This is a genomic window from Pseudomonas sp. I8001, assembly GCF_013385345.1.
Taxonomy (GTDB): domain Bacteria; phylum Pseudomonadota; class Gammaproteobacteria; order Pseudomonadales; family Pseudomonadaceae; genus Aquipseudomonas.
The window spans coordinates 46,665-69,585 of sequence record NZ_JACAQC010000020.1; the positions used below are offsets into that span (position 1 = coordinate 46,665).

Genomic DNA, 22,921 nt, shown 5'->3' on the forward strand with positions numbered 1-22,921 from the left:
GATCGCCTAACGGTCCCATGTTCCATTCTCGTGACAGTCACACAAAACCGCCTTCGCGGTTTTTTTTCGCCCGGAGATCCACCTATGGCCAATCGCCAAACCTACACCGTCCTCATTCCATTCCCCACCGGCAACGGCCACTGGTCTACCGCCGGCGAGGAACTGGAACTGCTGGACGTCGAAGCATCCGCCCTGCGCACCGCTGGCCGCCTGGAACTGACCAGCGTCCTCAACTCCACCCCGAAGAAGGCTGACTGATCATGGCTGAGGTTTTGAACTTCGAACACAACGGCATCACCGTGAACGCCACCGAATCCCCCGAGGCCATGGGTGGCCTGGGCGATAACGTCATCGGCCTGGTGGGCACCGCCCCCAACGCCCATGCGTCGATTCCGAAAAACGCCCCGTTCCGCATCAACAGCTTCACCACCCAGGCGCTGTTGGACCCTACCGGCGCTGAAACCGGCACGCTGTACCACGCCGTGTACCAGATCCTCAAAGTGGTCAAGGTGCCGGTCTACGTAGTGATCGTCGACGAGGGCACCACCCCGGCCGACACCATCAATAACGTAATCGGCGGTGAAGAGCCGGTCACCGGCCGCAAACTGGGCCTCGCCGCCCTGGCCAGCGTCCCCGAAGACCTGACCATCATCGGCGCCCCGGGCTTCACCGGCACCAAGGCCGTGGCCGGCGAATTCGCCTCCTTCGGCAAGCGCATCAAGGCCCGTGTGGTGCTGGACGGCAAGGACACAACCGTCGCCGACCAGGTGACCTACAGCGGCGAACTGGGCGGTGCCGATCTCGGTTTCGACCGTTGCCTGCTGGTGCACAACATGCCGTCGGTGTACTCCAAGGCCGCGAAGAAAAACGTGTTCCTGGCGCCGTCGTCCCTGGCGATTGCCGCATTGGCCAAGGTCAAGCAGTGGGAAAGCCCAGGCAACCAGGTGACCTTCGCCGAAGACGTGTCCCGCGTGGTTGAGTACAACATCCTCGACACCTCCACCGAAGGCGACCTGCTCAACCGCTACGGCGTGAGCTACTACGCCCGCACCATCCTCGGCGGTTTCTCGCTGCTGGGTAACCGCTCCATCACCGGCAAGTTCATCAGCTACGTGGGCCTGGAAGATGCGATCAGCCGCAAGCTGGTCAAGGCCGGCCAGAAAGCCATGGCCAAGAACCTGACCAAGTCGTTCATGGACCAGGAGGTCAAGCGCATCAACGACTGGCTGCAAACCCTGGTGGCCGACGAGACCATTCCAGGCGGCAGCGTGTACCTGCACCCGGAATTGAACAGTGTCGAGAAATACAAGAACGGCACCTGGTTCATCGTCATCGACTACGGCCGCTACGCGCCGAACGAACACATGATTTATCAACTCAACGCCCGCGATGAAATCATCGAGCAGTTCCTGGAGGACGTTCTCTAATGTTTACCAACCGAATCAGACAGGCCATGGCGGCCACCCTTCAAGGCCTGCCGTTGTCGGCGACGGTCACCTCGTTCGCACCGCCGAAGATCGACTTCGACATGGAACAGATGACCGGCGGACGTTTCATCGCCGAAGAAATGGCCAAGAGCGCCAAAGTGCTCAACGCCACATTGGAGCTGCAAGGCGCGGGTCCGGAAATCATGCTTGCCTTGGGGGTGCGCCTGGGCGATGACATTTTGCTGAACGTGCGTGAAGCCGGCCAGGACCAGGACGGCAAGACTTACTTCACCTACCACACCATCGGCGGCAAGCTGAAAACCCTGACCGAGACAACCCTGAAGATGGGCGATAAACCCGCCATCACCCTGGAGTTCTCCTGCCGCACCTACAACCGCCTGGAAAACGGCATCCCGGTGATCGACATCGACGTGCGTACCCAGAAGTTTGTGCTCAACGGCGTCGACATCCTCGGCGATGCCCGCCGCGCGGTACTGATGCCTTAAGCCCCCGGGAGCGGGTTTTCCCGCTCCCATACTTCACCAAGGAATTGATTCATGGCCTGGATGCCTCCGCTGCACATCCTGCTGTCGCCGATCACCGCTGATACCGGCGCGCTGATCGAGCAGATTCAACTCAAGCCGTTGTTCTACGCCGCGCAAAAAGACGCGCTGGCCCGGGCCGGTGATGACGAGGACGATCAGTTCTTCGAACTGGCCAAACTCGCCACCGGCCTGTCGGAAAAAGAACTCGACCAACTCAAGCGTCCGGACTATGTGAGCATCGCCCAGTACGTGCACGACATGTCGACCCGGCCTGCCTCGTACTTCCTCGACGCCGACGAGCAGCCCCGCGAATCGGCGACCAGTGAGCACGTCTCGCTGCTGTTGCCCCTTGACACCGGCGGCCGCCGTCTCACCAGCCTGATCCTGGAAATGCCCGCCCTGCGCGCCACCAAGGCGATGAAAAAACTCGCCACCAACAAAGAGCGCGCCGAGTTCATCACTGCCCACTGCACCGGCCTGATGATCCCGGATCTCGCCGACCTCAGCGTGCCCGACTGGACCGAACTGCAGGGGCGCATCGACGATTTTTTAAACAAACCGGCGGACTTCTTTCGGAGCGCGACATCGAAGTAATTCTCGACATCGTGCCGCTCATTTACTCGGTAAATGAAGCGGAAATCCTGGACTGGGACGCCGGAAAAGCATTGCGCCGCTACGACATCGCGATCACTCGCCTTGGCGTCAAACAGGAGTAGAGCGGATGGCAGACAGTAAATTTGGATTGAGGTCGCCCATCGCCAGGGACGGCGAGGCGATTTACGGCTCGCTTGAAACGGCCGGGGCAGGCGCCAGCATCCAGCCGATTGCGCCGATGCTTGCCGGCCCGTCCTTGCTTGATACCGTACCCAAGGCCGTGCCGGGCCAGGAACTGGCGAATGTCGGTGCGCAACTGACGCAACTGGTCACGGGGCAGACCCGGCTCATCGACACGCTGGAGAGGTTCAACGGCTCATTGCTCGATGTGATGGGTGCTCTGAAAACCGGCAAGGGCAATAGCACGGGCGGCGCCTCATCCGATACCGTCAAACCCTCGCAGGCGCTGGAAACGGCGATGACCGACCTGCATGAAGTGGTGGGGTTTGCCGGGCATGAGCGCACACAGCTGCGCGAAGCCAACCTGGCCTTGGCGTCCGACCCGATGGTTGCCGCAAGTGGCGCAGATGCTGTCGACCTGGCAAGGGTGGAGCAGGTGGGGGCCCGGTCCGGCGTAGGCAAGGACCTTGAAACTCGCCAGGCTGATTTGCTGCAGTTCGCCCGCGATAGCGCGCTCATCGCCGCGGCCTTTCAGACCGATATCAAGACGGCCGGCGAGATGATGGGCGGCTGGCGTGGGTCGATGAAGCTGGATCGCCCGCAGGCGCTGGATCTGGCTGACGCCACCAACGTGCTGGGTTCCCACGCTTCGCTCAAGGCCGATGCGGTGGATATTGGTTCGATTGTGCGCCAGAGCACTGCCGCGAGAACGTCGGGCATGAGCCCCGAGCAGGTAGCGGCGTTTTCGGCGGCGTTGCTGACGGTTGGTAACAACCGGGCGTCTGCCGGGCTTGCGGTGGAAAAAGTCGGCGCCGCGCTGGCCAAGGGTGACGGTGCGTCCGAGGGGCAGCGTGCTGCCTGGGCAGAGCTCAAGCTTGACCCGAAGGTGCTTGCGGCAGGCATGAAGCAGGACGCACCGCAAACAGTGCTGACGGTCCTCGAGGCGCTCAAGGCGCAGCCCCAGGAAAGGCAGGCGGCACTGGCCACGCAGTTGTTCGACGGTAACCGCTCGATTCTGAGTCTGGTGCCGGTGATCGACACGCTGAAGCAGGCCTTTACGGCGGTGGCCGACAAGTCGACTTACGCGACTTCGGTCCTGGGAGACCAGGGCTCGGTCATGCGTTCGGCGACCGGGCGGGCAGACTCCACACAAGCTCATGAACAAGCCTTCCAGGCCAGTACCACCCGCCTGGAGACAGCTTCCGATACGGCGATTGCACCCCTGAAAAACGGCGCACTGACGGTGCTGACCTCGGTGGTCAATGGCTTGGGCTGGCTGGCTGAATCGCTGCCCAAAGCCACGGCCGCCCTCACATTGGCCGCGGTGGTGATGGTGCCGCTGGCGAAGAAGCTCGGCGGCACTGTCGTGGACAAAGTCTTCGACAAGGTCGCCGGGAAAGTCCTGGGCGAGGGTGACGCGCCCCGCGATGCCGGTGGCAACAAGTCCGACCCGTCCGGCAGCAAAGGGAAGTCACAAGGCAACGACACACGCCAGGGCGAGCGCACGCCAGGCAAAAACTCAGGCCCTGATGCACCCACGAAAACCAACAGAGCCAGCCGAATCGCGAAGCGCGGTTCGTTGGCGTTGGTGGTGGCAGACGCGGGTGTCAATCTCATCAAGGGCGCGAGCAATGGCACCCTGAAAGAGTCCGTTGGCGCCAGTGTGGGGTCGATAGGCGGTGGCGTCGCGGGTGGTGTGGCCGGCGAGGTTGCAGGGCTGGCCATTGGGCGAGCCGTTGGCACGCTCGCCGGGGCGGCGCTGGGTTCGATTATTCCGGGCGCCGGCACAGTGTTGGGCGGTGTGATCGGCGGCTTTGCCGGCGGTGCAATCGGTAAGGTGGTGGGCGGCGTCGTCGGCACGTTCGTCGGCAGCGACGTCGGGGCGAGCCTGGGCGAGAAAGTCATGAGCAGCGACGACCGTCTCCCGCCACCCGAACAGGTCAGCCAAAGCCTTCCCAACGCTCAAACAGACAACCGGCAAATCAACTTCGCCCCGCAGATCAACATTACCGCACCCGAGCAGACCAGTTACCAGGCGCTGGCGGCGCTCGTCGTGCAACAGATCGAGGCGCAGTTCACGCCGCTGTCGATGGACAACCTGCTGGCGACGCGACGCGACGCGGCACTCACCGATGGAGCGGTTTAATGCGACAACAAATGGTGTTGGGCAGCTTTATTTTCGGGCTGTCGCGCGGGTTTGCCTACGCGACCCTCGACCGTAACAGTAGCGGTGGCTGGGTCGCGCTGGACATCATTGCCGGCAAACCCAAGTCCAGCCAGACCGGCCAGGCCCTCGAAACATTGACCTTTGCCGGCAAGGCGGCGCGTGGCATCGGCATGGCCAGGCTCGACGAACTGCGCGACTTGCAGGCCTTGCGTACACCGCTGCCGTTGGTGGACGGGATTGGCCGTAACTGGGGGCTGTGGACGATCAAATCGGTGGACGAGAAACAAGCCAACGTGATCGACGACGGCACCGCCATGCTGATCAATTGGACGTTGATACTGGAGGAATTCGTCAATGCGTAGAGTCCGAAGTATTGCCGGTGACTCCGTCAACCTGCTGCTCTACCGCGAACTGGGTCGCAGCGACGACGCTGCCGAGGAAGCACTGTGGCATCTCAACCCGGACCTCGCGGAACACGGGGCGGTATTGCCGGCCGGCATCGGTGTAATCGTACCGGAGCTGGACGCGCGGCCCGCCGCAAAAAAACCGGTTTCGGTTTGGGATTAAGGAGGAACCATGGCACTTGGATTCACACCGGCGGTGGAAATTTACGGGACCAATGCCGCGCTGCTCAACGAGCGATTACTGGAGTGGGAACACACCGATGCCGCAGGCTTCGTCTCCGACCAGCTCAAGCTGACCCTCGACATCGAAGGGCTTGAGGGATTGCCCAGCCTGGGTGGGAGGATCGGCCTGCGGGTCGGTTACCTGGAGACCGGCCTGGAGGACAAGGGGCTCTTCAAGATTACCCAGCGCACCCCGTACCTGTTCCCCCTGCGCCTGGTGTTGGTGGCCACGGCGGCGCCGTTCGACCAGGACGAATTCAAACAGCGCCGCACAGCCAGCCATGGGCCGACCACCCTGGGCGCACTGTTCCGCCAACTGACCATACGTTATGGATTCTCACCCAGGGTCGCGCCGGATCTGGACGCTGAAAAGATCGCTCACATCGACCAGACCAACGAAAGCGACATGAGCTTCCTGACCCGGCTTGCCAAGCGTTTTGATGCGGTGGCCAAGCCTGTCGACGAGCTGTATGTGCTGGGCCGTAAAGGCCAGATCGCCTCGCTGTCGGGCAAGCCGCTGCAAGAAGTGCGGCTGTCGGTCACCCGTGATAACCGTCCGGGCGACCGCGCGTTTATCAGCGCCAGTTTTACCGAGACCAGCCGGGCCAAGTTCAAAGGGGCCAAGGCGTCCTGGTGGGATGCCGCTACCTGCAAGAAACGTGAGGTGGAGGTGGGCGGTGCGCCGTTCAAGGTCCTTGCCCAGCGCTACCAGAGCGAAGACGAAGCCAGGACGGCGGCCGAAGGCGAGATGCGCCGGGTTAGCCGTGAAGGCCTGCAGATCAATGTGATATGCCCCGGCAACCCGGCGTTCCAGGCCGAAGGGCTGCTGGTGCTGGATGAAACCTGGCCCGGCTTCATGCAGGGGCGCTGGTCCATCGACACGCTGACGGCCGTCGGCAAACGCAAGGAAAGCTACCGATGCACGATCAAGGCGAACGGATTGTCGTCACCGCAATGACGTGCTCGATCGGTTCCTTCCACCCACCCGCTTCGGCGGGTTTTTTATTGCCTGGTGAGATGCCATGAAGATAACCCCTCTGGTCAGTCATCTTCGGGATCACTGCCCATCGTTCAACCAACACATCCACGCCGGCCTCGACCTCGACGCGCTGCAAAACCTGCCAGTGCTCGACTCACCCCAGGCGGTCGTGACGCCGATCAGTGACAAGGCCAGCCCTAACGCTGCGCAAAACAGCAGTCGCCAACCCCTGCGCGAACATTTTGGCGTGGTGCTGGTGCTGGATTTGCCGGAGGGCCAGCAAGCCCAGGCGATGGACCAGCTGCATGCCTTGCGCGCCGAGGTCTGGCGGGCGCTGGTGGGCTACAGGCCCGAGGGGTTCTACGAGCCCATCCAGTACGACGCTGGCGAATGGCTGTTGCTCAGCAAGGTTCGCGGGTTGTACCGGCTGCGGTTTTTTCTCGAGAGCCAGTTGGGACGCAACCTCAGCACGCAGCCGGCGGAAACCTGGCTCGAGCTTGAACTGGACGCTTTGCCGTCCTTCAACGGGGTGACGGTGCGGGTCGATGCCATCGACCCAGCCGACCCCAACCTGCAACGCCCAGGCCCCGACGGGCGCCTGGAAATGACGTTTTCTGCCGAGGTAAAACCATGAGCAAACGCATCACCGTACTGCCGGTTTCCGGCCGTGCCGTACCTGACCCGGAGGCGGGCGATCTGTTGCCCGCCGAAGGCCGCGAAGTCCCGGACAACGCCTGGTGGCGTCGACGTCTGGCCGATGGCGACATCACAACCAAAGCCGTCAAGGCGGCAAAAACACAGGGAGCCAAGTAATGGCGATTGGATTCAGTCATATTCCGGCGGACATTCGTGTGCCGCTGTTCTACGCCGAGATGGACAATTCGGCAGCCAATAGTGCGTCGTCCGCCTTGCGCCGATTGATCGTGGCCCAGGTCAACGACAACGTCACCGGCCCGGAAATCGGCAGCCTGGTGCTGGTATCGAGCGCGGCCATGGCCAAGCGTATCGGTGGCCAGGGTTCGATGCTGGCGTCGATGTACGAGACGTTCCGCAAGAGTGACCCGGTGGGCGAGATCTGGTGCCTGCCGCTGCACAGCACCGAAGGCAGCGCGGCCAAGGCCGAGCTCAAGCTGACCGGCGCCGCGACCCAAGGTGGCATTCTCAGCCTGTACGTCGGCGGCACCCGGGTTCAAGCGACCGTGATCAATGGTGCGACGGCTGCCGTAGCTGCCACCGCCCTGGCGCTGAAAATCAACGCCAGTGCCGACCTGCCGGTCAGTGCGGTAGCCGCCGATGGCACCGTCACCCTGACCGCCAAGTGGACCGGTGAGAGTGGCAACGACATCAGCCTGCAGCTCAACCGCTTGGGCCAGAGCAACGGCGAACAAACCCCCGACGGCCTGACCGCCGTGCTCGGCAAAATGGCGGCGGGCGCCGGTGTGCCGGACCAGCTCGCGGCATTGGCTGCGCTGGGCGACGAGCCGTTCGAGTTCATCTGCATGCCCTGGGCCGACACCACCAGCCTCAACGCCTGGCAAGCGGTGATGGATGACAACAGCGGTCGTTGGTCGTGGGCCAAGCAACTGTTCGGCCACGTCTACACCGCCAAGCGCGGCACTATCGGCACCCTGGTGGCGGCCGGGCAAGGGCGAAATGACCAGCACGTGACCATCCAGGCCATGGAGCCGGGCGTGCCGCAACCGTTCTGGGTCCAGGCCGCAGCATTGGCTGCACGCACGGCGGTGTTCATCTCTGCCGATGCCAGTCGTCCGACCCAAAGCGGTAGCTTGCCGGGCCTCGATCCGGCCGACGCGAGCGAGCGCTTCACTCTGACCGAGCGCCAATCGCTGCTCAACTACGGCATCGCCACCGCTTACTACGAAGGCGGTTACGTGCGCATTCAGCGGGCGATCACCACTTACCAGAAGAACGCCTTCGGCCAGGCGGACAATTCCTATCTGGACAGCGAAACCCTGCACCAGTCGGCCTTTATCGTGCGCCGCCTGCAGAGCGTGATCACCAGCAAGTACGGGCGCCACAAACTCGCTGCTGACGGCACGCGCTTTGGCGCCGGCCAGCCGATCGTCACCCCGAGCACCATCCGCGGTGAGCTGATTGCCCAGTACGCCAAGCTCGAACTGGAAGGCCATGTGGAGAACGCCGAGCTGTTCGCCGAGCACCTGATCGTCGAGCGCGACAGCCAGGACCCGAGCCGGGTCAACGTGCTGTTCCCGCCGGATTACGTCAACGGGCTGCGGGTGTTCGCGCTGCTCAACCAGTTCCGTTTGCAGTACGACGCGGCGGTGTAGGCCCCGCGCTTTTCGCAACTGATTCCAGCCCGCCGAGTGCGGGCTTATTTTTGGGAGAAACATCATGGGTCAACTGATTGCGGGCACCTGCTACGTCAAAGTGGACGGCGCTCAACTGACCATCAACGGCGGCTGCGAAGCACCGTTGATGGCCGTCAAGCGGGAAACCGTGGTGCCGGGTTTCTATAAGGAAACCGACATCACCCCGTCTTTCAAAGTTACCGCGCTGCACACGCCGGACTTTCCATTGAAGCAACTGATCGCCGGCACCGACATGACCGTCACCTGCGAATTCAACAACGGCAAGGTCTACGTGCTGGCCGGTGCCTACCTGGTGGAAGAGCCGGTGGCCAAGGGCGACGATGCCGTGATCGAGCTGAAATTCGAAGGCATCAAGGGGACCTGGCAATGACCGATACGGTGAAGCTGCAAGCGGCCATCGAGGCCCACGGCGAGTCATTGACCGAACTCACCCTGCGCCGCCCGACGGTGCAGGAGGTGCGGGCAATCAAGGCGCTGCCGTACAAGATCGACAAGGGCGAAGACGTGAGTCTGGACCTTGACGTCGCCGCCAAGTACATCGCCGTGTGCGCGGGTATCCCGCCGTCGTCGGTCAACCAGCTCGACCTGATGGACTTCAACGCGCTGAGCTGGGCCGTCGCCGGTTTTTTCATGAGTGCGGCGCAGGCTCCGTCGCCGAGCTGATTGCGGTGGCCTATGACCTGGCCTGGTTCTGGAAGGTTGATCCCGAACAGATGCTGGCCAGGCCTTTGGATACGCTCCGGGAATCCCTGGAGCATGCGCAACGGATCAATGCGATGCAGCAGGTGCAGTGATGGCAGAAGCTCAGAAAGTAGAAAGTACCGCCGTGCGCCTGACCGGCATCGACCAGCTGTCGCCCAAGCTTGCTGCGCTGCAGGCCATGGTCGGGCGCTTCAGGCAGAACCTGGAACAGACCGGTCTCGGCAAACTCGACGTCGCGGGCCTGGTAAAGGGCGGTGGGCTGGCGGCACCGTTTATCAGCGGTATCAAATCGGCGCTGGCGTTCAAGGCTGAGGTCGGCGAGGTCAATGCCGCCGTGGGGCAGGGCGTTACCGAAACGGCGGCGCAAGGGCTGAAGGATTTCAACGCGTCGCTGGACAAGGTGTCGGTGGCGTTTGGTACTGCGCTGTTGCCGGCCGTCACGGCGGTGGTGGTCGGGTTGGAGCCGTTGCTGACGACGGTGGCCCAGGTGCTCACCGAAAATCCGCAACTGGTGCAGGGCCTGGCTGCCGGCGCAGTAGCGTTTACCGCGATGCAGGCGGCCGTCACCGGCGTGTCTCAGGCACTGGGCTTGATGCAGCTGGTGCTCAGCGCCAATCCGATAGTTTTGGTGGCTGTAGGCATTGCCGTGGCGGCAGGCTTGATCGTTGCCAACTGGAAGCCGATTTCGGCATTTTTTGTCGGGCTTGGCGAACGGGTGATGGCGGCGATTGGAACCTTGGGCGAGTTTTTCCAGACGGTCTTTGCGTTTCGTCCGCTGGAACAGGTGATGCGCTTGTGGGGGCCGATCACAGGCTTTTTTGCCGGGTTGTGGACGTCGCTGAAGGTAATGGCGCAGCCCTTGGTCGGCTTTTTCACCACACTGTTTTCCTGGTCGCCAATGGGTTTGATCGTCAACAACTGGACGCCGTTGAGCGGCTTTTTTGCGGCCCTCTGGGACTTGCTCAAGGCACTGAGTGTGCCGGTGGTCGAGTTCATGAAAAGTTTGTTCAGTTGGTCACCCCAAGGGCAAATCATTGCCAACTGGGGTGTGATCAGTGAGATGTTTGCGGCGATCTGGAGTGACTTCAAACTCACCGCGCTGGCGGCTTTTACCATCGTCAGCAGTTACTTCGATTGGTCGCCCCTGGACAAGGTTTCTGCCGTCTGGGGTAGCGTCAGCGGTGCATTCGCCTCGATCTGGGGCGATATCAAGTTGCAGGCCCAGGACGCCTTTGTAGTGTTGAGTGGCCTGTTCGACGACTGGCATCCGATGGAGCAACTTGAAGCCATGTGGGCACCGGTGCTGAGTTGGTTCACGGCGCTATCGGAGAAGCTTGCGGTGATCACCGCACCGATTCGCAAGCTGTTCAACGGTGGGCTGGGTGAGGTGATCAACCAGGCGACCGGCAGTGTGCTGGAGTTGACCACCGAGCAACAGGAACGTAATGCCGAAAGCGCGCGCGATCCGTCCTGGTTCCGCAAGGGGCCTGGCTTGGTATCACCGCTGGCGTCCAGCTCCAGTTCGCTGCTGCAACAAACCGCTGCCAACAACCGCACGCAGCTCAACGGCGATTTGCGGGTGAGCTTCGACAATGCACCGGCCGGCCTGCGGGTGGACCAGCCCAGAACCAACCAGCCCGGCCTGAGCGTCACCCCACGTGTCGGCTACCGTTCCCTGTCCCTTGGAGGCTCCAATGAGCTGGCGTGATCGTTTGTTGCCGGCGTCGTTTCGTGGCGTCGGGTTTTGGGTTGACCAGGCGAAAGTCCCGGTCGGCAAGAAGGGCCAGTTGCACGAATACCCTCAGCGCGACCTGCCTTTTTTTGAAGGGCTGGGCCAACAGTCCAGGGTGCATGAGCTGACGGCATTTGTAGTGGGCGAGGATTGCCTGGAGCAACGCGACAAGTTGCTCAAGGCCCTGGAGGAGGGGGCCGGCGAGCTGGTGCACCCGTGGCTTGGACGGTTGCAGGTCAAGGTCGGCGAATGCGAGATGACCCAAACCCGCCAGGACGGCGGGCTGGTGACCTTTGCCCTGAAGTTCTATCCCGACGAACCTTTGAAGTTTCCCACTACGGCGGTCAATACCCGCCAGCTGTTGCTGGTGTCGGCCGACAGTTTGCTGGGTTCGGCGGTGCTGCGCTTTGAGCAGGCCGTCGCCCTGGTGAAGCAGGCGCGGGTGGGCATCCAGGCGTTGCGCAATGGCCTGGCAGAGGTTTACCAGGTAATTGAGCAGCAGTTTGCCCCACTGATTCAGTTGTATGGCGACCTGAATGCCTTGGTCAAAGCCATCAAGGAAGTGCCCAAGGAATTGAGCGCCGAGTTCAAGGGCTTGCTCGGTGATGTGAAGGAGTTGAAGGCATTTGCCCGCAGCGGCTATCGCGGCATGTTGGCCAACCTCTCGCAGCAGGTGGAAGCGGCTCGCACTATCGACGTGCCGAAGCTGACCACCGGCAAGGACAGCGTGGCGGCGGTGCAAGCCACTGCCAACCTGGTACAGGACGCGTTGTGGGTGAAGATCGCCCATTGGCTGGCGGACGTACCGGTGGCGACAAAAGCGGTGACCCTCAGTACCACGCCATCCCTGGCGCAACAGGCGGCACAGCCGGTGCAGCGCCGCGAAGTGCCGGTGGCCGACGATGTGCTGGTGCTGCGTGACCTTCTGAACGAAGCCATGTGGCAAGCCGCATTGAAGGCCGACGCCGGGCACTATGTTGCGCTGAACGACCTGCGCCAACAGATGTTCGCGCATCTGACGGCGGTGGCTTCGTCCGGTGTCCGGCTGGTCAATCTGACGCCGATGCGCAGCATGCCCGCTCTGCTGTTGGCCTATCAGCGGTTCGGTGACGCGACGCGAGTGGGCGAGGTGGTGCAGCGCAATCGGGTGGCCCATCCGGGCTTCCTGCCACCGGCGGACCTGCAAGTGGTCAGGGAGTAACCCATGAACGAGTTGGACAATGCCGTCACCCTGACCGTGGACGGCCTGGATTATGGCGGCTGGAAAAGCGTGGAAATCAGCGCCGACCTGGAGCGTCAATTTCGCACCTTCACCCTCAACATCACCTGGCAATGGCCCGGGCAAACCCTGGCGGCGCCGATCAAGCCCGGCGCCCGTTGCCAGGTACGCATCGGTTGCGACTTGGTGCTCACCGGCTTTGTCTTCAAGGCGCCCATCAGTTACGACGGCCGACAGATCAGCCTGAGTATTCAGGGCGGTTCAGTGACCCAGGACCTGGTGGACTGCGCAGCGATAAACCAGCCCGGCCAGTGGCGCGGGCAAAGTGTGCTGAGCATCGTCCGGGCGCTGACGGCCACCTATGGCGTGGAGGTGCACAGCGAGATTGCCGAAACCGCGCGCCTGCATACCCACAGCATCGTGCCCGGGGAGACGGTATTTCAATCCATCGACCGCTTGCTGACGTTGTATCGGGTGTTCTCCACCGACGATGCGGATGGGCGCCTGGTATTGGCATCGCCCGGTAGTGCAGGGCGTGCGAATGACAGCCTGGAGCTGGGCCAGAACATCCTTTCGGCTAACGCACCGATGGACTTCAGCTCGGTATTTTCCGAGTACCGCGTCATCGGCCAGCACAAGGGCGATGATCAGAAAAGTGCAGCGGCGGTCAGTGAGGTTTCAGGGATTTCCCGGGATGAAAAAGCCACGCGAAAACGCGTCACGGTGATCAGCGAACCGACGCAGTTGACCCCCGAGCTGGCCCAGCAACGCGCCGACTGGGAACGCGCCACCCGTACCGGAAAAGCCCTGACCACCACCTACACCGTGCAAGGCTGGCGGCAGTCCAACGGCGATTTGTGGCGCCACAACCTGTTGGTGCGGGTGATCGATCCGGTGCTGGGCTTTGACCAGGACATGCTGATCTCCAAGGTCACCTGGTCGCTCTCCGACCAAGGTTCGATCACCACCCTACAGGTGGCGCCGCCGTCCACCTTTGATGCCAATCCGTTGCCATCCGCTTAACCACCAAGGAATTTCCATGAGCTTACTGACTCGCCTGCTGGCGCGCGGCACTGTCGTGCTCGCCCACTCGGCCACCAAGCTGCAATCGCTGCAAATGCGCCTGACGGCAGGCGAAGTGAACGACGACATGGAGCACTTCGAACCCTACGGTTTTACCAGCAACCCTCTGGCGGGTGCTGAAGGCATCGCCACCTTCCTGGGCGGTGACCGCTCCCATGCCATCGTGCTGGTGGTGGCCGACCGTCGCTATCGCTTGCAGTCCCTGGCGCCGGGTGAAGTGGCGATCTATACCGACGAAGGCGACAAAGTTCATTTCAAGCGCGGGCGGGTAATCGACATTGAAACCGGCACCTTGAATATCCGCGCCAGCCAGGCGGTGAACATTGATACGCCGACCCTGACCCAGAGCGGCAAGATCATCTCCCAGGGCGACCAGATTGCCGGCGGCATCAGCCAGATCCAGCACGTGCATGTGGGCGTCCAGCCCGGCAGCGGCCAGACCGGTGCGCCGGCGGGAGGCCAGTGATGTTTGTCTCCGACAACCTGAAAAAGGCCCTGACCCGCTCGGTGCTGATCAGCCTGTTCACCTGGCGCCGTGCCGCGCCCGACGATGCGGTTGACGATGACGAGCGCTTCGGCTGGTGGGGCGACAGTTTTCCCAGCGTGGCCGACGACCGTATCGGCTCAAGATTGTGGTTGCTGCGCCGGGTCAAGCTGACCCACCAGACGCAACTGGACGCCGAATTCTATGCCCGCGAAGCCTTGCAATGGCTGATCGACGACGGGCATTGCAGCGCCATCGAAGTCCTCAGTGTGCGCCTCGACACCCAGCGGCTCAACCTGCGCACGCAGCTGACCCTGGCCGATGGCGAGCGCCTGGACATCAACCCTGATAACAGTTGGCAGGTGATCTATGCCGTTTGAAACCCCTTCGCTGCCGGTGCTGATCAAACGCACCCAAAGCGACCTGGCCAGCGATTCGCTGCGCCAGTCCGATGCCCAGGTCCTGGCGCGCACACTGAGTGGTGCGGCGTTCGGCCTGTACGGTTATCTCGATTGGATCGCTGAGCAGATCCTGCCGGATACCGCCGATGAATCCACCCTGGAACGCATCGCTGCGCTGCGTTTGAACCAGGCACGCAAGGCGGCGGTAGCCGCCAGTGGCACCGTGAGTTTTACCGCCGCTGCGGGCGCGGTGCTGGATGTGGACACGGTGCTGCAAACCAGTGATGGTCGCAGCTTCAAAGTCACCGCTGCCGGTACCACCCATGCAGGCCTCAACACCGCCACGGTGCAGGCGATTGATGCCGGCACGCTGGGCAACGCTGATGCCGGGCTGAGCCTGATTGCGGTCCAGCCGCTGCAAGGTATTGGTTCGACCTTTACCGTGCTGGCGCCGGGGCTGACCGGCGGTGTGGCGCGAGAAACCCTGGAGTCGCTGCGGGCGCGGGTGATTCGTTCCTATCGCGTTATTCCCCAGGGCGGTTCGGCACAGGATTACGAGACCTGGTCCCTCGAAGTGCCCGGCATTACCCGCGCATGGTGTCGCGGCAATTACCTGGGGCCGGGGACGGTGGGGGTGTTCGTGATGCGTGACGACGACCCGCAGCCGATCCCTAATGCAGCGCAGTTGGCGCAGGTTCAAGCCCATATCGAACCGCTGCGGCCAGTGACCGCTGATGTGTATGTGTTGGCGCCGGTGATGAAGCCAGTGGTTTATCAACTGCGCCTGACCCCCGACACCAGCGCCGTGCGCGCGGCCGTCGAGGCCCAACTGCGAGACTTGCACAATCGCGAGGCGGGGCTGGGCGACAGCTTGTTGCTGACCCACATCGCCGAAGCCATCAGCACCGCCACCGGTGAGACCGATCACACACTGACAAGCCCGCTGGCGGACGTTACGGCGGCGACAAACCAGTTACTGGTGTTTGGAGGTATCACATGGCTGGGATAAGGACGGCTGGCCAGTACGAGGAACAACTGATCGCCCTGTTGCCCAGCGGTCCGGCCTGGGACCTGGAGACCATGCCGCAGTTGCAGACGGTGCTCAAAGGCATCGCCGAAGAACTTACGCGCATCGACGCCCGCGCCTGCGACCTGCAAAACGAAATGGACCCCGTGACCGTCAGCGAACTGGTGCCGGAGTGGGAAAGGGTGATGCAACTGCCCGACCCTTGCCTGGGCTTGAGCCCGCTGTACGACGACCGTCGCCTGGCGGTGCGTCGACGTCTGTTGGCGGTGGGCAGCCAGCGCGCCGCGTACTACATCGAAATCGCCCGCAGCCAGGGTTATCCCGACGCCAGTGTCACTGAACATCGCGCCCCGCGCATGGGCCGCTCACGGTTTGGCGCGGCGCATTTTGGCACCTGGCAGGCGCACTTCATGTGGACGCTCAACACCGGCGGCCGCCAGCACTTGGGGCGGCGGTTTGGGGCGAGTTATTGGGGAGAGCGGTTTGGCGTCAACCCGGGCAATGCCCTGGAGTGCCTGATTCATCGCAGCGCACCTGCTCATACGCAGGTGCACATCAATTATGACTAGAGGATAGAAGCGTGGATTATCCAAAGAGTGTGCCCAGCGTTGGGCTGGTGAATGGCAAGTTTGTGGATGAAAACCCGGTGACCGGGACGCCGGGGAGTTTGATTCCGGCGGCTTGGGGGAATGGGGTTACGCAGGAGATTTTGAATGTGCTGGCGGCGGCGGGGATTGCGCCGGATGAGACGAAGACCGATCAGCTGGCGCAAGCGTTGAGTGTGTTGAGTGATTGGTTGAAGTTGAGGAATAAGCCGACGACGTTGGCGGGGTATGGGATTACGGATGCTCTGGTGGTAGGCCGTACGTCCCAGCAGCGCCCAAGTCTTTCTTCCAGCATATTGGGTGAGATCGGCAATGGACAGGGGGGCGCACTGGAAATTCGTGAAGCGCAAGAAGTTTCTGATTCCACACGAGATTTCAACTATGCACCACGAATCATGTTCCATTGGGGCAAGATAATTGCTCGAGCACTCGCGATGAACGCGGACGGTGAGTTGCTCTGGAGTTCGAAGAAAATTTGGTCTGAGATCAACTTCAACCCTTCAACCAAAGCGGATAAGGCCACGACCCTTGCGGGCTATGGTGTGACAGATGCGCTGAGCATTGGCCAATACGGACTGGGTGGCAATGTTGCACCTGCTGCCGCGATTGATACCGTTGGGCTACCCGGCGGGTTTTATTATTACAGTGCCGGGAATACCAGTTTCGCCAACTACGTCGGATTGGTGAATATCCCTTACGGCGACGGAAATTACGCGGGGCAGATTGGTTTTCAGCAGGGGAACACAGAACCGGATGTCTACATCCGAGGCTGCTCTCAGGCTAAGGTCTGGAGCCCAACACGAAGGCTCTGGCACTCTGGAAATCTCGACCCAGCGTCGATGGGGGTTCCGGTCGGGACGACGATTCAGTATTGCGGTGCCTCGGCACCGGCTGGGTTTTTGAAAGAGAACGGTGCTGCGGTTTCTCGTACAGCCTATTCAAAGCTGTTTGACGTGATAGGGACGACGTTTGGCGCTGGTGACGGAAGCACTACGTTTAACCTGCCGGACAGCCGTGGTGAGTTCATCCGTGGCTTTGACGATGGACGCGGCGTGGACCCGCAACGCGGGCTGGGGTCGTTGCAACTGGATGCGATGCAAGGCCATTGGCACGGCCCTCGTCCTGGCACCACCCTGAACGGGAGCCCAGGCAACTGGAACGGCGTGGGCGGTGGTTCCAACGCATCGTTCAACATTGGCAGCACCGGTGACCCCGTAACCAACGGCGTCAATGGTATTCCACGCACCGCCAACGAAACGCGTCCGCGCAACACTTCCCGTCTTATGTGCATCAAGTACTGAGGTCAATCATGACTGCTTCTGCCCCTGTTATTTATCAGGCACACCCGGTGACGGGCGAATACATCGGAACGGCTTTTGCTGACCCCGATCCACTTGTCGAGGGGGCCTGGCTTATCCCCTCCATGGCTTTCAGTGAAGCCCCTCCTGTAACCGAGCCCGGCTTTGCTGCGGTTCACGTTAAAGATGCTCAAGCTATCTGGAACCTGGTTCCGGACCTGCGCGGCCTTGTGTATCGAACGGATACCGGCGAGGAGATCCAATGGCAGCAGTTAGGTGAGTTGCCGTTGGAACTTACCTCGCTGAAACGCCCCGGGTCAGATCACGTTTGGGATGGCTCGTCCTGGCATCTCGATGAAAAACTGAGGAACACGAACGAGTGTGAATCCGAACGACTCTGGCGGGATTCGGAAATCGACAGTATCAAGTGGCTTCGCGAGCGCCATCGGGATGAGTCCGATCTGAAGCGAGATACCACGCTGACAGAAGGACAATTTGCGCAACTGCTGGCTTATTTCCAACTGCTGCGTGATTGGCCGCAGAACTCGAAGTTTCCAGCCTCCGAATTTCGACCGGTTAAACCGGACTGGATGGTTGGCCTTGTACAATAGTGTGGTGCTCGTGAGTTCGGAGGTTTTTTCATGCCGATAACCCAGAATGATCTGGTGCAAATCATGCCCAACGCCCGCGCCCAAGCGGGCGTTTTCGTATCTGCGCTGAACACAGCCATGTCCAACCGCCAAATCACCACACCCAACCGCATCGCCGCCTTCCTCGCCCAAATCGGCCACGAATCCGGCGAACTGCGTTACGTACGTGAGCTGGGCAGCGATCAATACCTGAGCAAGTACGACACCGGCACCCTGGCCGCCCGCCTGGGCAACACCCCGGAAGCCGATGGCGACGGCCAGAAGTATCGCGGCCGCGGCCTGATCCAGATCACCGGCCGGCGCAACTACCTGGCGTGCAGTCAGGCACTGTTCGGTGATGAGCGTTTGTTGCACCAACCGGAGTTGCTGGAGACGCCGCAATGGGCGTGCGAATCTGCCGCGTGGTTCTGGCAGCGCAATGGCTTGAACGAGTTGGCTGACCAGGACCAGTTCACCACGATCACCCGGCGCATCAATGGTGGCCTCAACGGTCTGGAGAACCGTATGCAACTGTGGGCGCGGGCGAAGGCGGTGTCATGGGCTTCCTGACGTCGTATCGCCTGCTTGGGTTTTGCCTGTTGTTCGCAGTTTCGGCGGGTGTTGCCTGGCAGGTACAGGCTTGGCGATATGGCGCACAACTCGAGCACCTGCAGGCTCTGCATGCCGCAGCACTCAGCCAGCAACAACAGGCCGAACAGGACAAACGGCTGGCACTGGAGCAACAACTCAGCGCCAGCGACCAACAACACACCCGGGAGCTTTCCGATGCACAACGCGCTCAGGCTTACCTGCGGGATCGCCTGGCCACTGCTGATGTGCGGTTGTCAGTCCTTCTCGACGCCAGCGATTCAGCCAGCGGCTGCCCAATGCCAGCCACCGCCACCCCCGGCAGCGTGGTTCATGGCGCCCCGCGAGCCCGACTTGACCCGGCGCATGCTCAACGAATTATCGGCATCACCGACGACGGCGATAACGCAATGATCGCCTTGCGCGCCTGCCAGGCGTATGTCCGGGCTGTCGCGCGTTAGTCTCTTGTAACTTGCATGGCCCATGGGCTCCTGTAGGGTAGGCGAACGCCCGTCCACTCCAGGAGATGACCGTGAAGGAAATTACTCAACTCGCCGCTGAACTTGGCCGACGCTTGCAGGTTCTCAATGCCCACGTCACGACGGCCGAGTCGTGCACCGGCGGCGGTATCGCCGAGGCAATCACGCGGATTCCCGGGAGTTCGGCCTGGTTCGAGGCGGGCTATGTCACGTATTCCAATCGCCAGAAGACCCGGCAACTGAATGTACCGGAAGCCCTGTTCCCCAAGGTCGGTGCCGTCAGCCGCGAAGTGGTGGAGGCGATGGTGCGGGGCGCCCAGGAGAAAAGCCTGGCGCGTTTTGCCGTGGCAGTCAGCGGCGTGGCCGGGCCCGATGGCGGTTCGCCGGACAAGCCGGTGGGCACCGTATGGCTGGCCTGGGGCGTGGGCGATGAGGTTACCGCCGAGCTCGAACACTTCCCCGGCAACCGCGACGAGGTCCGCCGACAAACGGTAAAGGCCGCGCTAGAGGGCTTGTTGCGACGAGCTGCAGCAGAAATAGAAAATCAGGGGTAGGCGATCACGGATCTTTGTGGAACAATACTGTCTACTTATACAGGTGTTGGCCGCCAGGCCTTATTGATTACGTGAGGACTTTAATGGACGACAACAAGAAGAAAGCCTTGGCTGCGGCCCTGGGTCAGATCGAACGTCAATTCGGCAAGGGTGCCGTAATGCGTATGGGCGATCACGACCGTCAGGCGATCCCGGCTATCTCCACTGGCTCTCTGGGTCTGGACATCGCGCTCGGCATTGGCGGCCTGCCAAAAGGCCGTATCGTTGAGATCTACGGTCCTGAATCTTCCGGTAAAACCACCCTGACCCTGTCGGTGATTGCCCAGGCACAAAAAATGGGCGCCACCTGTGCGTTCGTCGATGCCGAGCACGCCCTGGATCCTGAATACGCCGGCAAGCTGGGCGTCAACGTTGACGACCTGCTGGTTTCGCAACCGGACACCGGTGAGCAAGCGCTGGAAATCACCGATATGCTGGTGCGCTCCAACGCCATCGACGTGATCGTGGTCGACTCCGTGGCAGCCCTGGTACCCAAGGCTGAAATCGAAGGCGAAATGGGCGACATGCACGTGGGCCTTCAAGCCCGCTTGATGTCCCAGGCCCTGCGTAAAATCACCGGTAACATCAAGAACGCCAACTGCCTGGTGATCTTCATCAACCAGATCCGGATGAAGATCGGCGTGATGTTCGGCAGCCCGGAAACCACCACCGGTGGTAACGCGCTGAAGTTCTACGCTTCGGTCCGTCTGGACATCCGTCGTACTGGCGCGGTGAAGGAAGGTGACGAGGTTGTCGGTAGCGAAACCCGCGTTAAAGTCGTGAAGAACAAGGTGGCCCCGCCGTTCCGTCAGGCCGAGTTCCAGATTCTCTACGGCAAGGGTATCTACCTGAACGGCGAGATGATCGACCTGGGCGTGCTGCACGGTTTCGTCGAGAAATCCGGTGCCTGGTATGCCTACAACGGCAGCAAGATCGGCCAGGGCAAGGCCAACTCGGCCAAGTTCCTTGCGGATAACCCGGATGTTGCCGCTACGCTCGAGAAGCAGATCCGCGACAAGTTGCTGACCCCGGCACCTGACGTCAAGGCTGCCGCCAACCGCGAGCCGGTTGAAGAAGTAGAAGAAGTCGACACTGACATCTGAAGCAAACGATGAGCGTTGTCCTGGATACACCCGTCGCCGTAAGGCGCACTGCAATGGACCTGCTCGCACGGCGCGAGCATGGTCGAGTCGAGCTGACGCGTAAGCTGCGTCAGCGTGGCGCAGATCCCGAGATGATCGACGCAGCCCTTGACCGTTTGACGGAAGAAGGGCTGCTGTCGGAGTCCCGTTACCTCGAAAGTTTCGTCTCCTACCGAGCCCGATCCGGCTATGGCCCTGCACGAATTCGTGAAGAGCTGAGCCAGCGTGGCCTGCAGCGTGCTGATATCGAACTCGCGTTGCGTGAGTGCGGCATCAGTTGGCAGGCGCAACTGGAAGAAACCTGGCGGCGCAAGTTTGCCGGTCATCTGCCTATTGATGCGCGTGAGCGGGCCAAGCAAGGTCGCTTCCTGAGTTATCGCGGGTTTTCGATGGAGATGATCAGTCGCCTGTTGAGCGGTCGGGATATGGATGACTGAAGGCTGCGCCTGGTAAATGGTTGCCCTGATCATTGCGGGGCTTGGTGTGGCGAGGGAGCTTGCTCCCGCTGGGCTGCGCAGCGGCCCCAACCTGCGCATCTTCTACTGGCACAACCCAAAAGGCCCGCTATGAAAATAGCGGGCCTTTTTTCGTTTCAGTGTCAGGTCACGCCGTCTCCGTCACCCGCTGCTGCGTTTTCCCCTGAGCCTGGGCCCAGTTTTCCGGCAAGTTGATGTAATCCACCAATTCCCGCAACCGTCCCTGATCACGCCCGTTGAAGTTGAACACCAGCCGCGTCAGATGGCTGAAGCTTGGCTCGTCATGCTCTTCGCCGGTGTACGCGATTTGTTGAAAGTCGCCACTGAGGCGAAGGCTGGCGAACGCCTCCTGCAGGTGGGCCAGTGCGCGGTCACTCAACGGATGATTCATGCGAATCACAAACTGGCGCTTCAGCCAGCGGGTGGAGTGAAAGTTGGCGTAGAACTGGTTGATTTCGTCCACCGCCTCTTCGGCGCTGTACACCAGGCGGACCAGCTTGAGGTCGGTGGGCAGGATGTAGCGATTGGCCTCAAGCTGGCTGCGGATAAAGTCCAGTGCGCCTTGCCAGAAGCTACCGCCCGGTGCATCCAGCAGCACCACCGGTACCAGCGGGCTTTTGCCGGTCTGGATCAGGGTCAGCACCTCCAGCGCTTCATCCAGGGTACCGAAACCGCCCGGGCACAGGATCAAGGCGTCGGCTTCCTTGACGAAGAACAGCTTGCGGGTAAAGAAGAAGTGGAAGGACAGCAGGTTCTCGGTGCCATCGATGGTCGGGTTGGCGTGCTGTTCAAAGGGCAGGGTGATGTTGAACCCCAGGCTGTGCTCCAGGCCAGCACCCTCGTGGGCCGCCGCCATGATGCCGCCGCCACCGCCGGTGATCACCATCAGGTCCGAACGGGCCAGGACCGCGCCCACTTCCCGGGCCAGTGCGTACAGCGGGCTTTCCACCGGCGTGCGCGCCGAGCCGAACACCGTGACTTTGCGCCGCCCCTTGAACTGTTCGAGCACGCGGAAGGCGTGGTCCAGTTCCCGGATCGCCTGCAAGGTGATCTTGGCATTCCAGCGGCTGCGGTCGTCCTGGGCCATGCGCAACACGGTGAAGATCATGTCGCGATAAAGGGGGATATTTGGGCTGTTGGGCGCAATCAAGTGGAGTTGCGCGTCGACCTGCTGCGTGAGGTCGGTGCCGTTTTCTTCAAATTGACGGATCAGGAGTTCATTCGGTTCGTAAGGCATTCAACTTCTCCTTCTTCACAGAACCCTGGGTGCCGGCGAGAGATTCGTCGGGACCACGACACTGCATGTGTCGTTGCCTCTGATTAACGAGGTGGGCGAAACCGGTTCTGTATATTCCTTATGATTAAAAACCTTTGCATTGCACGCTCAGGAGGGCAACCCTCTTTTGCCCTGAAAATGTTACAGGACGGTGTGAAAACCCGATGTTCCAGGCGTTCAGGATGAATTGATCATGAGCCTATAAAGTCTTGGCTGGCAACCGCTTATTGATCACTTCTGAGGGAGTTTAGACGCTGCCGCGGGCGGGCAATGGCGGAGAGTGCAGAGGGGTATATTGCGCGCCGCTGGTCAGCGGCG

Annotated in this window: 29 protein-coding genes; 28 read left to right on the top strand and 1 reads right to left on the bottom strand. The window is 61.5% G+C overall.

The features are described 5' to 3' along the window. Positions 1–84: 84 nt before the first annotated feature. The 28 genes from HX839_RS15365 to recX all read left to right on the top strand — a co-directional run bounded on the left by HX839_RS15365 (position 85) and on the right by recX (position 21,288). A complete protein-coding gene (locus tag HX839_RS15365) occupies positions 85–258 on the top strand; it encodes a hypothetical protein (protein ID WP_008433539.1) in 174 nt (57 codons plus the stop codon). A 2-nt stretch (positions 259–260) separates the two neighbouring features. Continuing rightward, positions 261–1,427, top strand: a complete 1,167-nt coding sequence (locus HX839_RS15370; RefSeq protein WP_177067277.1) for a phage tail protein — start codon at positions 261–263, stop codon at positions 1,425–1,427. Further along, a complete protein-coding gene (locus HX839_RS15375) occupies positions 1,427–1,933 on the top strand; it encodes a phage major tail tube protein (protein WP_003208662.1) in 507 nt (168 codons plus the stop codon). Before HX839_RS15370 ends, HX839_RS15375 begins: the two co-directional genes overlap by 1 nt. Before the next feature lie 51 nt (positions 1,934–1,984). After that, positions 1,985–2,566 (top strand): phage tail assembly protein, encoded by a 582-nt coding sequence (locus HX839_RS15380; protein ID WP_003208660.1) that lies wholly within the window; start codon positions 1,985–1,987, stop codon positions 2,564–2,566. Between the two features lie 127 nt (positions 2,567–2,693). Continuing rightward, the gene (locus tag HX839_RS15385; protein ID WP_177067278.1) at positions 2,694–4,892 is read left to right on the top strand and encodes a phage tail tape measure protein; all 2,199 of its coding nucleotides are present in this window, start codon (positions 2,694–2,696) and stop codon (positions 4,890–4,892) included. Further along, a complete protein-coding gene (locus HX839_RS15390) occupies positions 4,892–5,275 on the top strand; it encodes a phage tail protein (RefSeq protein ID WP_003208656.1) in 384 nt (127 codons plus the stop codon). Before HX839_RS15385 ends, HX839_RS15390 begins: the two co-directional genes overlap by 1 nt. Beyond that, on the top strand, positions 5,268–5,480 hold the full coding sequence (locus tag HX839_RS15395) for a tail protein X (RefSeq protein WP_003208655.1): 213 nt from the start codon (positions 5,268–5,270) through the stop codon (positions 5,478–5,480). The genes HX839_RS15390 and HX839_RS15395 overlap by 8 nt, the downstream gene beginning before the upstream one ends. Before the next feature lie 9 nt (positions 5,481–5,489). Continuing rightward, on the top strand, positions 5,490–6,497 hold the full coding sequence (locus HX839_RS15400; protein ID WP_177067279.1) for a phage late control D family protein: 1,008 nt from the start codon (positions 5,490–5,492) through the stop codon (positions 6,495–6,497). A 64-nt stretch (positions 6,498–6,561) separates the two neighbouring features. After that, positions 6,562–7,152 carry a hypothetical protein gene (locus tag HX839_RS15405; protein WP_177044510.1) on the top strand — a complete coding sequence of 197 codons (591 nt, stop codon included), beginning with the start codon at positions 6,562–6,564 and terminating at the stop codon, positions 7,150–7,152. Further along, positions 7,149–7,331: a DUF2635 domain-containing protein gene (locus HX839_RS15410; RefSeq protein ID WP_087695298.1), complete on the top strand. Its 183-nt coding sequence runs from the start codon at positions 7,149–7,151 to the stop codon at positions 7,329–7,331. The genes HX839_RS15405 and HX839_RS15410 overlap by 4 nt, the downstream gene beginning before the upstream one ends. Next, positions 7,331–8,827, top strand: a complete 1,497-nt coding sequence (locus tag HX839_RS15415; RefSeq protein WP_177036157.1) for a phage tail sheath subtilisin-like domain-containing protein — start codon at positions 7,331–7,333, stop codon at positions 8,825–8,827. The genes HX839_RS15410 and HX839_RS15415 overlap by 1 nt, the downstream gene beginning before the upstream one ends. 64 nt (positions 8,828–8,891) lie before the next feature. Next, positions 8,892–9,239 carry a phage tail tube protein gene (locus HX839_RS15420; RefSeq protein WP_010170089.1) on the top strand — a complete coding sequence of 116 codons (348 nt, stop codon included), beginning with the start codon at positions 8,892–8,894 and terminating at the stop codon, positions 9,237–9,239. Beyond that, a complete protein-coding gene (locus HX839_RS15425) occupies positions 9,236–9,532 on the top strand; it encodes a phage tail assembly protein (RefSeq protein ID WP_102369827.1) in 297 nt (98 codons plus the stop codon). The genes HX839_RS15420 and HX839_RS15425 overlap by 4 nt, the downstream gene beginning before the upstream one ends. A gap of 5 nt (positions 9,533–9,537) precedes the next feature. Next, a complete protein-coding gene (locus HX839_RS31590; RefSeq protein ID WP_010170085.1) occupies positions 9,538–9,663 on the top strand; it encodes a hypothetical protein in 126 nt (41 codons plus the stop codon). Continuing rightward, positions 9,663–11,279, top strand: coding sequence for a hypothetical protein (locus tag HX839_RS15430; RefSeq protein ID WP_177067280.1), 1,617 nt, complete (start codon positions 9,663–9,665; stop codon positions 11,277–11,279). Before HX839_RS31590 ends, HX839_RS15430 begins: the two co-directional genes overlap by 1 nt. Beyond that, the gene (locus HX839_RS15435) at positions 11,266–12,504 is read left to right on the top strand and encodes a DNA circularization protein (RefSeq protein ID WP_177044514.1); all 1,239 of its coding nucleotides are present in this window, start codon (positions 11,266–11,268) and stop codon (positions 12,502–12,504) included. Before HX839_RS15430 ends, HX839_RS15435 begins: the two co-directional genes overlap by 14 nt. A gap of 3 nt (positions 12,505–12,507) precedes the next feature. Next, positions 12,508–13,545, top strand: a complete 1,038-nt coding sequence (locus tag HX839_RS15440) for a phage baseplate assembly protein (protein WP_177028949.1) — start codon at positions 12,508–12,510, stop codon at positions 13,543–13,545. A gap of 16 nt (positions 13,546–13,561) precedes the next feature. Continuing rightward, on the top strand, positions 13,562–14,071 hold the full coding sequence (locus HX839_RS15445) for a phage baseplate assembly protein V (protein ID WP_177019268.1): 510 nt from the start codon (positions 13,562–13,564) through the stop codon (positions 14,069–14,071). Continuing rightward, positions 14,071–14,469 carry a phage GP46 family protein gene (locus HX839_RS15450; protein ID WP_177067281.1) on the top strand — a complete coding sequence of 133 codons (399 nt, stop codon included), beginning with the start codon at positions 14,071–14,073 and terminating at the stop codon, positions 14,467–14,469. Before HX839_RS15445 ends, HX839_RS15450 begins: the two co-directional genes overlap by 1 nt. Next, the gene (locus HX839_RS15455) at positions 14,459–15,499 is read left to right on the top strand and encodes a baseplate J/gp47 family protein (RefSeq protein ID WP_177067282.1); all 1,041 of its coding nucleotides are present in this window, start codon (positions 14,459–14,461) and stop codon (positions 15,497–15,499) included. The genes HX839_RS15450 and HX839_RS15455 overlap by 11 nt, the downstream gene beginning before the upstream one ends. Continuing rightward, complete coding sequence (locus HX839_RS15460; RefSeq protein ID WP_087695306.1) at positions 15,487–16,086, top strand: YmfQ family protein; 600 nt, start codon at positions 15,487–15,489, stop codon at positions 16,084–16,086. The genes HX839_RS15455 and HX839_RS15460 overlap by 13 nt, the downstream gene beginning before the upstream one ends. A gap of 11 nt (positions 16,087–16,097) precedes the next feature. Next, the gene (locus HX839_RS15465) at positions 16,098–17,423 is read left to right on the top strand and encodes a tail fiber protein (protein WP_177067283.1); all 1,326 of its coding nucleotides are present in this window, start codon (positions 16,098–16,100) and stop codon (positions 17,421–17,423) included. Between the two features lie 8 nt (positions 17,424–17,431). Further along, positions 17,432–18,031 (top strand): phage tail assembly chaperone, encoded by a 600-nt coding sequence (locus HX839_RS15470; protein ID WP_177067284.1) that lies wholly within the window; start codon positions 17,432–17,434, stop codon positions 18,029–18,031. Between the two features lie 30 nt (positions 18,032–18,061). Further along, entirely contained in the window at positions 18,062–18,619 is a 558-nt protein-coding gene (locus tag HX839_RS15475; RefSeq protein WP_177067285.1) for a glycoside hydrolase family 19 protein, read from the top strand. Then, complete coding sequence (locus HX839_RS15480) at positions 18,607–19,098, top strand: lysis system i-spanin subunit Rz (RefSeq protein ID WP_177067286.1); 492 nt, start codon at positions 18,607–18,609, stop codon at positions 19,096–19,098. The genes HX839_RS15475 and HX839_RS15480 overlap by 13 nt, the downstream gene beginning before the upstream one ends. A gap of 71 nt (positions 19,099–19,169) precedes the next feature. After that, positions 19,170–19,670 carry a CinA family protein gene (locus HX839_RS15485; protein ID WP_003208648.1) on the top strand — a complete coding sequence of 167 codons (501 nt, stop codon included), beginning with the start codon at positions 19,170–19,172 and terminating at the stop codon, positions 19,668–19,670. 83 nt (positions 19,671–19,753) lie between these two features. Continuing rightward, on the top strand, positions 19,754–20,812 hold the full coding sequence (gene recA / locus HX839_RS15490) for a recombinase RecA (protein ID WP_003208645.1): 1,059 nt from the start codon (positions 19,754–19,756) through the stop codon (positions 20,810–20,812). An 8-nt stretch (positions 20,813–20,820) separates the two neighbouring features. Beyond that, positions 20,821–21,288, top strand: coding sequence for a recombination regulator RecX (gene recX / locus HX839_RS15495; protein WP_003208644.1), 468 nt, complete (start codon positions 20,821–20,823; stop codon positions 21,286–21,288). Positions 21,289–21,454: 166 nt separating this feature from the next. On the opposite strand, the gene HX839_RS15500 is transcribed toward recX, so the two are convergent. Further along, on the bottom strand, positions 21,455–22,564 hold the full coding sequence (locus HX839_RS15500) for a TIGR00730 family Rossman fold protein (RefSeq protein ID WP_003208643.1): 1,110 nt from the start codon (positions 22,562–22,564) through the stop codon (positions 21,455–21,457). Positions 22,565–22,921: the final 357 nt, after the last annotated feature.